At 51.3% G+C, this 13,927-nt stretch carries 15 protein-coding genes; 14 read left to right on the forward strand and 1 reads right to left on the reverse strand.

Annotated features, from left to right (window positions below; all coding sequences use genetic code 11):
* Positions 1-12 precede the first annotated feature (12 nt).
* Positions 13-801, reverse strand: a complete 789-nt coding sequence (locus tag OEV59_00920; GenBank protein MDH4226304.1) for a sugar phosphate isomerase/epimerase — start codon at positions 799-801, stop codon at positions 13-15.
* 138 nt (positions 802-939) lie between these two features.
* On the opposite strand from OEV59_00920, the gene OEV59_00925 reads away from it, so the two are divergent.
* The 14 genes from OEV59_00925 (at position 940) to prfA (ending at position 13,923) form a co-directional block, all read left to right on the forward strand.
* A complete protein-coding gene (locus OEV59_00925) occupies positions 940-1,683 on the forward strand; it encodes a GntR family transcriptional regulator (protein ID MDH4226305.1) in 744 nt (247 codons plus the stop codon).
* A complete protein-coding gene (locus tag OEV59_00930; GenBank protein ID MDH4226306.1) occupies positions 1,625-1,891 on the forward strand; it encodes a hypothetical protein in 267 nt (88 codons plus the stop codon). The genes OEV59_00925 and OEV59_00930 overlap by 59 nt, the downstream gene beginning before the upstream one ends.
* A 54-nt stretch (positions 1,892-1,945) precedes the next feature.
* Positions 1,946-2,899 (forward strand): RluA family pseudouridine synthase, encoded by a 954-nt coding sequence (locus OEV59_00935; GenBank protein ID MDH4226307.1) that lies wholly within the window; start codon positions 1,946-1,948, stop codon positions 2,897-2,899.
* Positions 2,893-3,666 carry a peptidoglycan editing factor PgeF gene (gene pgeF, locus OEV59_00940; protein MDH4226308.1) on the forward strand — a complete coding sequence of 258 codons (774 nt, stop codon included), beginning with the start codon at positions 2,893-2,895 and terminating at the stop codon, positions 3,664-3,666. Before OEV59_00935 ends, pgeF begins: the two co-directional genes overlap by 7 nt.
* 4 nt (positions 3,667-3,670) lie before the next feature.
* Positions 3,671-4,270, forward strand: coding sequence for a dephospho-CoA kinase (gene coaE, locus OEV59_00945; protein ID MDH4226309.1), 600 nt, complete (start codon positions 3,671-3,673; stop codon positions 4,268-4,270).
* 355 nt (positions 4,271-4,625) lie between these two features.
* Entirely contained in the window at positions 4,626-5,876 is a 1,251-nt protein-coding gene (gene rho, locus OEV59_00950; GenBank protein ID MDH4226310.1) for a transcription termination factor Rho, read from the forward strand.
* A gap of 36 nt (positions 5,877-5,912) precedes the next feature.
* Positions 5,913-6,539, forward strand: a complete 627-nt coding sequence (locus tag OEV59_00955) for a hypothetical protein (protein MDH4226311.1) — start codon at positions 5,913-5,915, stop codon at positions 6,537-6,539.
* A 93-nt stretch (positions 6,540-6,632) separates the two neighbouring features.
* The gene (locus OEV59_00960) at positions 6,633-7,409 is read left to right on the forward strand and encodes a hypothetical protein (protein ID MDH4226312.1); all 777 of its coding nucleotides are present in this window, start codon (positions 6,633-6,635) and stop codon (positions 7,407-7,409) included.
* Between the two features lie 478 nt (positions 7,410-7,887).
* A complete protein-coding gene (locus OEV59_00965; protein MDH4226313.1) occupies positions 7,888-8,226 on the forward strand; it encodes a pyrimidine dimer DNA glycosylase/endonuclease V in 339 nt (112 codons plus the stop codon).
* A gap of 52 nt (positions 8,227-8,278) precedes the next feature.
* The gene (locus tag OEV59_00970; GenBank protein MDH4226314.1) at positions 8,279-9,409 is read left to right on the forward strand and encodes a glycosyltransferase; all 1,131 of its coding nucleotides are present in this window, start codon (positions 8,279-8,281) and stop codon (positions 9,407-9,409) included.
* A 153-nt stretch (positions 9,410-9,562) separates the two neighbouring features.
* Positions 9,563-10,471: a hypothetical protein gene (locus OEV59_00975; protein MDH4226315.1), complete on the forward strand. Its 909-nt coding sequence runs from the start codon at positions 9,563-9,565 to the stop codon at positions 10,469-10,471.
* Positions 10,472-11,900: 1,429 nt separating this feature from the next.
* On the forward strand, positions 11,901-12,107 hold the full coding sequence (gene rpmE / locus OEV59_00980) for a 50S ribosomal protein L31 (protein MDH4226316.1): 207 nt from the start codon (positions 11,901-11,903) through the stop codon (positions 12,105-12,107).
* Between the two features lie 24 nt (positions 12,108-12,131).
* A complete protein-coding gene (gene thyX / locus OEV59_00985; GenBank protein ID MDH4226317.1) occupies positions 12,132-12,821 on the forward strand; it encodes an FAD-dependent thymidylate synthase in 690 nt (229 codons plus the stop codon).
* Positions 12,822-12,852: 31 nt separating this feature from the next.
* Positions 12,853-13,923: a peptide chain release factor 1 gene (gene prfA / locus OEV59_00990; protein MDH4226318.1), complete on the forward strand. Its 1,071-nt coding sequence runs from the start codon at positions 12,853-12,855 to the stop codon at positions 13,921-13,923.
* The last annotated feature ends 4 nt before the right edge of the window (positions 13,924-13,927 follow it).

Consider the following 13,927-nt stretch of genomic DNA (forward strand, 5'->3'; position numbering starts at 1 on the left):
AGGCAGTTGAAACTATTTGGCGCCGCTTCCTACAAACTGCCTTACTGCGGCAAGGGCCCGTTTTAATATTTCCTCGCCATGCGGCTCTATGGTATGCACGTAATCGATTGCGTGCTTTCTTAAATGCGAAAAAAAGAACTTAAAATCTATTACCCCTTCTCCTATTGGCAGATGCTCGTCAACTGAGCCGTGGTTGTCGTGCAGATGCACCTCCCTTACCCTGTTACCGACCTCGCTAAACCACGTTGAGGTAGAGGCCTCGGAGAATATATTCAAATGCCCTGCGTCTATGCAGACGCCGAAGTTTTCCGCGTCATCAGTAAATGCGTCCATAAGGGCCTTCATGGGCCCGGGCCCCTCCTCGAACACGTTCTCTAGCGCAATGACGGTATTTGCAGCCTTCGCAGCCTTTATGGCGCCAGGCCAGGTCTTTTTACTGCCTTCGAGCCAGAGCCCCACATCTCCGTCAAAACGCCTTGAATCATAGGCTGCATGAAGCACTATCCTTACCGGAGAAAGCGGGGCTGCCACCTCGATTGCCTGAAGGAACCTGTCTCGGCTTACATCCCTTACCTTCGGGTCCGGAGAGCCAGGAGATAGCTCCATGAACGGGCCGTGCACGGTGGTGCGAAGGCCGTTTTCCTTTAGCATTGCCGAAACGCGCTTGACGTCGTCCGACTTGGCCGAATCAAGGCTGTCGGCATCGAGATAGACCTCGGGGTTTAGCCCCATGAAAACAACATCGTCTATGCGCTCTACAAGCATGCGATACGGCACATGCGTAAAAAATATATCTTTCATATTTGCCATTTATATTAATTATAAAACATTATTGACCGGAAATCATCAAAAATACGCCTCCCAAACCTCTCAATAATCTTAAACAAAACGGGAAAATATGGGTTGACTTTTTCTTCTGGACACAGTATACATAAAGTCATGGACAAACTCCGGGTTTTCGACTCAGAGATAGAAAAGCCCCTTACCCTGAGGGAAAGAATCGTAGAGTTCGTAAAGGACTCTATCATAAAGGGTAAGCTCCACCCGGGAGAGAGAGTCCCGGAGCACTCGATATCGGAGAGTTTTGGCATCAGCAGAACTCCCATACGCGAGGCCTTCAGGCAACTCGAGAGCGAGGGCTTTATAACGGTAGTGCCGAGAAAAGGCGCTGTCGTAAGCTCGATATCTGCCTCGGATGTGAAGGACTTCTACGCCATAAAGAGCCTGCTCGAAGGCTATGCCGCAAAAAAAGCTTGCCTTAAGCTATCGGAAAAGGATATAAAGAAGTTACAGGATCTGAACCGCCAGATGGTTAAGTGCGCCGAGAAAAACGACGTCAAGGGGTTTTTCAGGCTCGATAACCAGTTTCATGAGATATTTTTAAGGCTCTGCGGAAATAACAAGCTCTGCGACATGTCGCACCAGGTGGTAAGGCAGTTCGAGAGGCTTCGGGTAATGGCGCTAAGCCTGCCCGGAAGAATGGAAGCATCCACAAAGCAGCACGACGCCATAATAGCGGCCTTCGAGAAAAAAGACGAGAACGAAGCGGAAAAGCTCGTCATGAAGAACGCCGAGTTCAGCGCAGAGATACTGGTAAGGGAACTCTCTAAGGAAAAGGACTCCGATGGCACTGGTAAACAACCCGGAAGCGGCCGCGAGGCTGGCAAGAACGATCGTATCTGACATAGTCCTTTACAACAAGGAAAAGATACAAAAGGGCATTCAGAACGACAACGTGTTCGAGGTTCTCGCAGACGAAATACGCGAGGGCGAGAAACTCTACAACACCAGGGTCGACCCCGAACTCATCAAGACGACCAATTTTTTCAACAAGGCGCTCGTAGACATCCTTATAAAGAGAAGCGGCAACATCGAGTCCGACATCTGGTAAGCCGAAGGCGCGCCGGCACACGCGCGCGCGGCATCTCAAGGCATATACCCAAAAATGACAACAACACATTCCCTGCGCGCAGACACATCAAACGCAGACCAGCGCATAGACGTATTCGTAGCGCAAAACATCCCTGACATCAGCCGTTCCTTCGTCAAAACACTCACTGAAAAAGGGCTCGTGCTCGTAAACGGCAACGTGGCAAAGGCAAGCAGGACGCTAAAGCCCGGCGACATGGTGGAGGTCACTATCCCCCAAGCCGCGCCGCTTGAGGCCGTTGCCGAGGACATCGCCCTCGACATACTCTACGAGGACAAGGACGTCGTTGTCGTCAACAAGCCGCGCGGCCTTACCACACACCCCGGAGCAGGAAGGCCCTCGGCAACACTTGTAAACGCCCTCATGCACCACACAAAAGGCAAACTATCGGGCATCGGCGCGCCACTTAGACCCGGTATCGTGCACAGGCTCGATAAGGACACCTCGGGCGCAATAGTCGCTGCAAAGAACGACAAGAGCCACACCTCGCTGGCCGCCCAGTTCAGAGAGCACTCGACATCGAGGACATACCACACGCTCGTATGGGGCAAGGTAAAGGCCGATTCAGGCACCATAACGCTCTCTATCGGCAGGGACATAAAGGACAGGACAAAGGTATCGCCAAGGAGCAGAAAGACAAGGCACGCCGAGACAGAGTACAAGGTGCTAAGGCGCTACAAGTGGTTCACGCTCCTGGAGATAACGCCAAAGACCGGTAGAACACACCAGATAAGGACGCATCTCTTACACATACACCACCCTGTTGTCGGAGACCCCGTGTACGGAAGAAGAACGCTTCCGGATAACCTTCCCGGGAACGTGAAAAAAGCGCTAAAGGCAATCAAAGGGCAGATGCTCCATGCCATGACGCTTGGCTTTACGCACCCGTCAACGAAAAAGAAAATCGCGTTCAAGGCGCCCTACCCTTTGGACATGGCAAACCTCTTAAAGACGATAGAAGAATGCTAAGTAAAGACGGCATAGGCTACGAAACCTCCCCCCTCCTTTCGAATGAAAAAGGCGTCATACACGCCTTTACAGGAAGAAAGGGCGGAGTAAGCAAGGCGCCGTATACGAGCCTGAACCTTGCCTTTCATGTAAACGACAGCTCGACCGACGTAGAGAAAAACCGCGGACTTGTAAAAAAGGCCTTCAGCCTCGAAAAAATATTTACGCTTGAACAGGTGCACGGCGACGAGGTGTACATGCTTAAGGCCGCCGCCCTGCCCTCTCACGCGCCGACTGCAGACGCTGTGATTACGGATATAAGAAACACCTCTATCGGCATACTTACGGCAGACTGTCTGCCGGTAATCTTCTACGACAAGAAGACCGCATCCATAGGCGCGTGCCACGCCGGATGGAGGGGCACACAAAAAAGCATATCGTCCAAGACGGTTGCTGCAATGGAACAGGCGTTTGGCGCAAAGCCCGAAAACATTATCGCATCGCTTGGCCCGTATATCGGCCCCTGCTGCTACGTGGTAGGCTTTGATGTATACGACGCATTTGCCGATAGAAGCAACAGAGACGAGTTCTTTGGCAAGGCACACGGCAGCTCGCGTTCTCTCGACATCGCCCTCGCAACGAAACTCGAACTCGCTCTGCACGGCCTTCGAGAAGAAAACATCTCTGTAAGCGCATCCTGCACGTCATGCAGGAATAACGATTTTTTTTCGTACAGAAAAGACAAGGCCGTCACCGGGCGGCAGCTGGCATTTATATCGCTAAGGTGATATGATGGCTATGATGATAGGGCTCACAGGAGGCATAGGAAGCGGCAAGAGCACGGTCGCGGCAGAGCTTAAGAAGCTTGGCTGTAGCGTCATAGACGCCGACACGGTTGCGCGCGACATGATGGCTCCCGGGCAGGCTGCGTACAAGGATGTTGTAAAGGAATTCGGCAAGGAAATCCTTGGCAAGGACAACGCCGTCAACAGGAAGGCCCTTGCCGCAGTAGTCTTTAGCGACGCAAGGAAACTCAAGCGGCTAAACGAGCTAACGCACCCCCATATAATGAAGGAAATAGAAAAGCGCGCCGAGGCCCTCAAAAAGCAATCGCCAAAGACGCCGATTGTCGTAAACGCCGCGCTCTTAATCGAAGTCGGGCACCACCGCATAATGAACAAGATAATCGTCGTGGTTGCAGACGAATACATACGCTTCGACCGCGTGATGAAGAGGGATAACCTGACGCTTACCGAGATAAAAGCCAGGGACTTATCCCAGATGCCGCTTGATAAAAAGAAAACCTACGCAGACTTCGTAATAGACAATAACGGGACCATGGAGGCAACACTTAAGCAGGTCAGGGAGGCGTACAGGAAGCTGACGGCGTAGCGGCCCTCCCGCCGCCTTTGGCCAGAAAAACAGTTGACACGGGAATCGCCGTGTGGTAGATTTGACTATCCCGTCACAAACGACTTCATATAGAGTTTTGCCGGAGCGCATTCCCTAAAAAACAACCAAATAACGCTTATAGAAAAGCAGAGTTTTATTTATAAATCCCTTTAAAAACATCCTCATACTAAAACATATACAATGACAGCACCAGGCGTATGAGTCCGCGCGCACCGAATGCGCCGCAAACTTTGCCGCACGGCAGGCATAAAGGCCAAAGCGCAAGGCAATTGCTAAATACAATAGACAATCCACCGAACCATCCGTAAACAAAAACCCCTAAGAAGAAGAGAGTATGAACCTAAAAGACCTGAAAGAAAAGAAAATCAACGACCTCACGGCAATGGCCAAGCAGTACAATATCGAGGGCGCAACGGGAATGCGTAAGCAGGACCTGATATTCGCGCTACTCCAGGCCCAGAGCGACCAGAACGGAGCCATCATGGGCGAAGGAGTTTTAGAGACCCTTCCCGACGGCTTCGGGTTCCTAAGGGCCCAGGATTATAACTACCTGCCGGGCCCGGACGACATATACGTCTCGCCCTCGCAGATAAGAAAGTTCGGCCTAAGAACAGGCGACATAGTGACAGGCCAGATAAGGCCTCCCAAGGAAGGCGAGAGATACTTCGCGCTTCTTAAAGTCCAGAGCATAAACCTCGAAGACCCGGAAGTTGCCAGAGAGAAAATACTTTTCGACAACCTTACGCCACTCTACCCGCAGGAAAGAATCAAGCTCGAGACAACGCCAAAGGGCGACACCTCGATGCGCATAATGGACATGTTCACGCCCGTTGGCAAAGGCCAGCGCGGACTCATCGTGTCCCCTCCTCGCGCCGGTAAAACGACCATCCTCCAGAAGATAGCTAACTCTATTACAAAGAACCACCCGGAAGTCGTGCTCATGGTGCTTCTCATAGACGAGAGGCCAGAAGAGGTCACTGACATGGAGCGCTCCGTAAAGGGCGAGGTCATAAGCTCGACCTTCGACGAGCCGGCGCAGCGCCACGTGCAGGTAGCGGAGATGGTGATTGAGAAGGCAAAGCGCCTTGTCGAGCACCAAAAGGACGTGGTAATACTGCTCGATTCTATAACAAGGCTCGCGAGGGCATACAATACGGTAGTGCCGCCAAGCGGAAAGGTGCTTTCCGGCGGTGTGGACTCTAACGCCCTTCACAAGCCAAAGAGGTTCTTTGGAGCAGCAAGGAACATCGAGAACGGCGGAAGCCTTACGATTATCGCAACCGCGCTTGTCGAGACCGGTAGCCGTATGGACGAGGTCATATTCGAAGAGTTCAAGGGTACCGGTAACATGGAAATCGTTCTCGACAGAAAGCTTGGCGAGAGAAGGCTCTTCCCTGCCATAGACTTAAATAAGTCCGGCACGCGTAAGGAAGAACTCCTTATTGCGAAGGAAGACCTAAACCGCATCTGGATACTTAGGAAGGTGCTCCAGCCGCTAAACCCGATAGAGAGCATGGAGTTCCTCTTGGACAAAATCCAGAACACCAAGAGCAACAAGGACTTCCTGGACGGCATGAGCAAGTAAGAAGCGCAGACAACCTCAGGGCAAAGGAACAACGGCATGCGTAAACCAACAGCGCTATCTACAGCAGTTTTCCTGTGCCTGCTTTTTCTTTCCTGCGCCGCAGATGCGGCCCAGCCAAAAAACAATCCTTTTAAGAAGCTCCTCGCAGACTCGGGCATGACATTTACCATGCCCGAAGGATTCAAAGAAGTCCCGGTCATAGAAAACGGCGACGTCATATACAACTATGCCATTGCTCATAAGGAAAAAAAGCTCGAGATACGCTACATGATAGAGCCGCTAAAGGACGCCCTAACGGACAAGAACTCCCCTGCCGCGTATGAAAATGCCGGTTACGATTCTACACTCATGACAATCTGTCTAAATATCACCGGCGGCCAGCTCTGCAACTTACAGCAATTCTACCACGATGACGTAATGGCTGAGTTCAACGGGGACGACGGATACACGACATTCGCGCCGCTTAACTCGGAGTTTGGCAAGGGGTTCGAAACCTCGAACTTCTTCGTCATCCACAAAAACAACACTGCAAACGCGTATATTTTCTTCATGCAAGACGACCCGAGACCTTTGCTTGACCTCATAACCCGCGACGACGTGTTCCACGCGCTAAAGTTCATCGAAACGCCAAAGCCTGACAGCACTCCAAAACCAAAGCGCTAAAAAAAACAGCTCCCCCCTCGCCCGTTTGGGTCGAGGGGGTTTTGTTTTTCTGCAGATGTGGTAGAATAATGCGTGCGAAAAAGGGGCGTGCAGATGAAGTATATAGCGCAGACAAACAGTGGCATCGTTAACGTCTTTTTCTCTATGGTTCTGTTGTTGCTGACCAGTCAAGCGGCCTTTGCCTACGAACCCGGTAGCAAAAGCGCGCAAATTAATTGTGTAGGTTCCGAAAAAGAAGTAGCATGCATTCTTATTGACCCTCAGCAGAGGAAGCTTGGGTATGACTTTGAAACAGATGAAGGGTTTGAGGAATGGAACGGAACTGCCAGTTATGCCGGCATCGGTTGCGATGACTGTGGGGATGAGTATGTTCCTGAGCCGGAAGCTTTCGAGATGCTGTTTGATTTTATTGTTGGAGAGTATACTATCAAAGTATCGACGGAAAAAGAGCCAACCCTGTTTTATCTGAGCGGGAGTTTTGTCGATGATGACGAGAGAAAAATTGGAGGGATAAAAGCTACTGGTTTCGTGGAAAGGGGCGCACCCGTATCTTTTAAAATCTATCTGGGGGATACCGGAAATGAAAAGAGCATAGTAAAGGTAGTCAGCTTTGCTGTTTTGAAGCAAGATATACGGCTGGCCAGGAAACTTGAGCGTATTCGTAACGACGGCATTATGACGAGCCTTCTTAAGAAGGCCGAAGCTGCCGAAGACGCGGCAAACAGAGGACAGTACAAGGCTGCCGTTAATCAGCTAAAGGCCCTTATGAGCGAGGTCAAGGCGCAGACCGGCAAGCACCTTGATGAGCGTGCCGCTACAATACTTACCGAAGACGCCGAGTACCTCATCAAGGAACTCGAGGCCAAGTAACTGCGCTTGGCGCGTTTCGGTGATGTTTTGTGTGTGCCAAGCACGTTTCGCCGACGCTGTGTGTGCTCCGTGCCGATGTTTCCTTTCTCCCCCGCTTCCCCCGCCACTCGCCCGTTTGGGTTGAGAGGGGATTGTATTTACGGCATTGTAATGAAAAGACCAGTTCGTTAGGCAGACCACACCCAGTGACAAAGACACTGGATTCCCGCCTGCGCGGGAATGACATAGGTATAAAGCATAACCAATTACCCAGCCCCTTACCCATCATAAACCCGCAAGTTTGGCGTGAGACGAGGCAGCAAGGCGTTTTTGTCCGCAGGCGTATCACGTCAGATACGTCGAGGATTGAAAATTCACGCACAACGAAGCATCACGGCCAAATCGCGGGTTTCCTCCGGCGCGAAAATCGCCGGTTTCATCCGCCACAAAAACCTACGACCACACCACGGGATAGCCGAAAGCAGGCTATAATTTCCATATGCGCATATGGGACATACATCCGCGCCGCCTCTGCAGGGCGCATCTTCTCGGCGAGCATGCCGAACTGCACGCCATATGGTCTGTGCTCGTTAACGGGAAAAAAGGGTATTCCCGCCACCCCGAGGTGCTTCGCTGGAAAGGCAAGCTCCTGGCGCTCTACAACGTGCACGAGCGCATCGTCACTGAGATGCTGCGGCGCGGGTTCAAACACGCCTCCCCGCTCGATAAACGTCTTGCGCGCGGCAGGGCCGTGCAAAAAGCGCGCGTGGATACGCTAAAGGCCCAATTGGAAAACCTCGCGAAAAAACGCTGCAAGTGCGGCAAGACCGGGAAATAAGACCTCCTTTGGGCGCGACACAGCCGGGCATGTTTTGTGGTATAATGCGCCGATGGAAACCCTACTCTGGGCCTCGGCAATCATCTGGTGCCTTCTTACCATAAACGGCACGCTAAACTACTTACTAAACGGCAAGCTCACGGATGCCGCGGATAAGGACCTCGCTACCTACCCCAAGGTCTCGATCATCGTGCCAGCAAGGAACGAAGAACAGGCAATAGAGAACTCGGTAACCAGCTTTTGCGAGCAGGAGTACCCGGCAGAGTACGAAGTAATAGTAGTCGACGACGAATCGACCGACTCGACCCCGGCTATTCTCGAAAAACTAAAGCGCAAGTACCCGCACCTGAAAGTCGTAAAAGGCAGCGGCCCAGCCAAGGGCTGGCTTGGAAAGCCCGCAGCGCTCGAGCGCGGCGTAAAAGAGGCTGCGGGAGACTGCTATCTTTTCGCTGACGCGGACATATGGTACTCGGAAGGCCTTCTAAAGCTCGCCGTTAACTACATGGCACACAAGAACGCGGATTTCATGACGCTTGGCCCGCGCGTCGTTACAAAAGGGGTCTTTGAGGCGGCCCTTATGTCGAACATATATTTTGTCGGCGGCTGTATCTTCCCAGGCTACCTTGTCGAGAGGACAAAGACCCCGCTCTTCTCTATCGGGGCCGGGGTCTTTAACCTCATCAAGAAAGAGCTCTTTATAAAAACAGGCGCCTTCGGCTCGATAAAAGACCGCGTTGTCGACGACGTGATGCTCGGCTACATGGCCAAGAAGGCAGGCGGCAAGGCAGTTGTAACGCAGGCAACGGAGCACGTGAGCGTCCGGATGTACGACGGCGCAATGGAAACAATCAAGGGGTTTCGTAAAAACATGTTCCCTGCGCTGAAAAAGGCGCCGTTCCTCATCCCGCTGCCATTTGTGCTAGGCTCTATCGTGAGCTTTGTCCCGTACATCGGGCTTATATATAACTACATGCACTCGGGCACGATAAGCACGCCCGCGGTAATATCGCTTGTCCTCATGCACTGGATATTTTTCAGCATGTTCCTTGTGTTTCGGCAGCCGTGGTACGTGACCTTCCTTAATCCTATAAGGGAACTCGGCTGGTGGGCCATCTTTGCCGCGTCGTTTATGGAATATTATCGAAGAGGCGGCGTGCACTGGCGTGGACGTACGTTTAAGTAAACAAGCCCCTCACCCGTTTGGGTTGAGGGGGTTTTGTTTTTAATAAATAATATGGTAGTATCGTATGGGGCTTAAAACACAGCCGTGCGCGACCAAGCTATCAAATTTAGTCTGGAACACAGTGTCAAACTCGCAAAAACGAGGCCACGAACGATGCACAAAATCTTTTATTCAATAACAGCTCTTGCGCTTTTCCTGCTGCTTTCTACCGCGCAGCCAGTCTGCAGCACAGACAAACAACAATCACCAAAAGTCGAATCCTCCGTCACAAAAAAAGTCGAGAACGGTGTTGCCATCAAGACCGTGGTCAACTCCAGTTCCTCGACAGAAAAATTCACAAACCCCGACGGAAGCATCATAACCATGCTGATAAAACAAACCGTAAAATCCATCTACCGCACGGACAGGGAAAGCTCAAACTCCAAGCTGAAGGCCACGGCATGGGTCACCGACAAAAAAGAGTACGACACAAAGTTATGGACCATAAAAGACTTGGCCGACAATGGAGGCAGGTGGGACGACTACTACCGAACTGTAATACACGGCTGCTGCGCCTCCGAAAAAACTTACAGAATGTTCGACTACAAAACAGGAAAATACATTTTTTCCTCAAGCGCCGAACCGGCATCCGTTGTCATTACAAACCCACCTATCAAAAGAACAATTTCATACATCTCCGTCAATTCCGGAGACTACTACATGCATGAAAAGCGAAAAACACACCGAGATGAAGTCGGCATACTAACCATGTCATCCACCGATTCCAATATTGACCGTATTATGATATACGCCGACAACGTGGATGACATGCAATGGAGCCCGAAACTTTCGCTCATTGACGAAAAACACCCGGCTGGAAGCGACAAACTTGAATTTGCAGGCTCGGCTGGAAGTGGCAGTGCCGCTACCGTCTCTGGATTTTCCGTAAAGCTGGTGTTCTTCGACAACAGCGGAACAGCTATTATCCCGATTATTAACGACAGGCTGCACATAGAAAACGCAATTTTATCAAAAGGCATCTCGCTAAAACGTATATTCCCGGCCGAAAACATGGCAAAATAAGCGCAACAGCGGTTGCAACATCTTTTGCAATAAACGACTTAACAATACCGAGGACACCTTGACCCAACAATATATAAAACCAGTTGAACGTCTATCCAGACTTGCCATTTTCACCTTCATTATACTTTCCTGTATATTCCCAACATTCATCGACTTGGGATTTGATGCTCTATCACCCAACGTAGTGATAGGCTACTTGCTTTTTACAGGCATAACCATAGCCATATGCATTACACTATGGTATATCATCATTAAGGTAGTTTTAACGAGAGACAACATCCGCGGATTCGTACTCACCTTGATTATTGTCTTAATATTTCTTTTTTGCATAGGGCTGCTTGCTGCCTTTCTCCCATGCTCCGGCGAAGGCTGTATGGGCAATATCCTATTTCTATTTCTAATCACCCTTCCATCCATATTTTTCATATTTCATGCTGCCATCGCATTAACCGTTACTTACCTTTATAAAAAAGGCATTTTGGACAGTATCGGCGGAATAATCGCTGTCATCTCTGCAATGTTACTACTTATTCTGCTTCCCCTCATTCAACTTTCTCACTAATAATCACAGTGATAGCTGCTTAGCGTCAAAAGTGCGGCATCGCAATGACCAAGCCGCTCCCTCGCCCTTTCCGGACGTAAAGCCTGCCCCGTAGGGGCAAAACTTCTAAAGACACTGGATTCCCGCCTGCGCGGGAATGACGTAGATTTTGTAATGCTGAATTAATTTCAGCATCTCGTTCTTTGTTTGTCATTCCTGCGGAAGCAGGAATCCATTTCTAAAATTGGATTCCCGCTCAAAACATCGCAGGAATGACAAAATATCGCCAATAGACAGGAGATTGCTTCGGCCTGCGGCCTCGCAATGACCGCCCCATCGCCCTTTCCGGACGTAAAGCCTGCCCCGTAGGGGCAAAACTTCTAAAGACACTGGATTCCCGCTCAAAACATCGCGGGAATGACAAAATATCGCCAATAGACAGGAGATTGCTTCGGCCTGCGGCCTCGCAATGACCGCCCCATCGCCCTTTCCGGACGTAAAGCCGCCCGCAGGGGCAAAACTTCTAAATACACTGGATTCCAGCCTGCGCGGGAATGACAATCTTTTATATTTGGGTGCAGGCGTCACGCCTGCCAAACCGGCAAGTTTCGTGCCGCGAGAGACTAAAAGTCCTTACCCATCATAAACCCGCAAGTTTGGCGAGAGACGAGGCAGCAAGGCGTTTTTGTCCGCAGGCGTATGTTGTCAATACGTCGAGGAACAAAAACGCCTTGATAACGAAGTATGACGCCAAAATCGCGGGTTTACCACCTACAAAAAACCCTTGCATTCCCCGAAAGACCTTGTTATTATTATGTATTCAAGAATACAACTCCAAGTCGTCTCCCCATAATACGGGAACGCACAGAAAGGCAAAGGTACACGCAAATGAAAGAAGGAATTCATCCAAACTACATCCCGGTGAAGATACACTGCGCCTGCGGCTTCGAGGTCGAGACCAGGTCCACGGCCAAGGACATCGGTGTGGAAATCTGCTCCCACTGCCATCCGTTCTACACCGGAAAGCAGAAGTTCCTTGACACGGCCGGAAGGGTCGAGAAGTTCCAGAAGAAGTACGGCAAGAAGAGCAGCTAAAAAATCTCCTTTTAAGGGTGCGCCGTGAAAGTAACCCTCCTAAGGTCCACCCCGGAGCCTGAAAAGACCGTTTCGCTCGCTGCAAAGCTCTGCTACTCGGACTCGGGCATAGACGACCTCGAGAAAAAGGTCGAAGGCTCCTCGCAGGAAAACTTCCTCGCAAAAATTCTAAAGCTCGGGCACCTGTCGGTGCTCGAGCACGCGAGCTTCACCTTCGGCATCGAGGGCGTATCGAGAGCACTTACGCACCAGCTCGTAAGGCACCGCATTGCCTCGTACTCGCAGCAGAGCCAGCGATACGTCAACGCCACCAAGGGCAAGGACTACGTCACCCCTCCCCTGATTGCGAAGGACGAAGCGGCGGCAAAGAAGTTTAGCGAGGCAATGGACAAGGCCTACGGCCTATACGACGAGCTTATAAAGGCAGGAATCGAGAAAGAAGACGCAAGATACGTTCTACCAAACGCCGCGTGCACGAAAATCATAGTGACGATGAACGCGCGGGAGCTGCTGCACTTTTTTAATTTAAGATGCTGCGAGCGGGCGCAGTGGGAAATCAGGGACATGGCAACAAGGATGCTTGCGCTTGTAAAGAAGGAGTCGCCCGTGATATTCGAGACATCGGGCCCCGCATGTGTAGCAGGCGCGTGCTCAGAGGGCGAGATGACCTGCGGCAAACCAAAAGAGATAAGGGAGAAGTTCAAGGCCCTGTAATTTAAACAAACGGCCAAGCGCACACACTACGATGCTTAACGAAAAACTTGCAGGCATAGAGAAAAGATATAACGAGATAATCGGCATACTCGGCACGGCAGGAGTTACCGACGACGCGGCGAAGTTTAGGAGTCTATCGCAGGAGCGCGCCGCGCTAGAAGAAATCGTCGAGAGCTACAGAGAGCTTAGAAAGACGGCTGAGGAAATCGTCCACGCCAGGGAGATGCTCGAAGGCAAGGACGAGGACATGAGAGAGCTTGCGAAGGAAGAGCTTCCGGGGCTGCAAAAAAAGTCCGAGGAGCTCACCGCGAGAATACGCGTGCTTCTTCTTCCAAAGGACCCGAACGACGATAAAAACATCATCATCGAGATACGCGCCGGAGCAGGCGGCGACGAGAGCGCGCTCTTTGCAGCAGAGCTATACAGAATGTACGTCAGGTACGCCGAGAGCCAGCGATGGAAAACCGAGCTCTTGAGCTCCAACCCGACCGGGCTAAACGGGTTTAAGGAAATAATAGCGATAATCGAGGGCAAAGGCGCGTACTCGCGCTTCAAGTACGAGAGCGGCGTTCACAGAGTGCAGCGCGTGCCTGAGACAGAGGCATCTGGCAGAAGGCACACGTCCACTGTCACGGTAATAGTTCTTCCGGAGGCCGAAGAGGTCGAGGTGGACGTAAACCCAAGCGACCTACGGGTCGATACATTCAGGGCCGGAGGCCACGGCGGCCAGAACGTAAACAAGGTAGAGACGGCTGTGCGCATAACGCACGTCCCGACCGGTGTCGTAGCCGTGTGCCAGGACGAAAAGAGCCAGCACAAGAACCGCCAGAAGGCCATGAAGATACTGCTTAGCCGCTTACTCGACATAAAAGTCAGGGAGCAGGAGGAAAAAGCGGCAAAGGAAAGAAAGGAAAAGGTCGGCACCGGGGACCGTTCGGAAAAGATACGCACGTATAATTTTCCGCAAAACCGTGTTACTGACCACAGAATCGGCGTAACGCTCCATAAGCTTAGCGACGTAATGGAAGGCGATTTAACTGAACTGACGGACCATCTCATAGCGCACTATCAGGGCGAGGCGCTAAAGAAGATGCAGACATAAGGAA

The sequence above is a fragment of the Deltaproteobacteria bacterium genome, from assembly GCA_029858205.1.
In the GTDB taxonomy this organism is placed as follows: domain Bacteria; phylum Desulfobacterota; class GWC2-55-46; order GWC2-55-46; family DRQE01; genus JAOUFM01.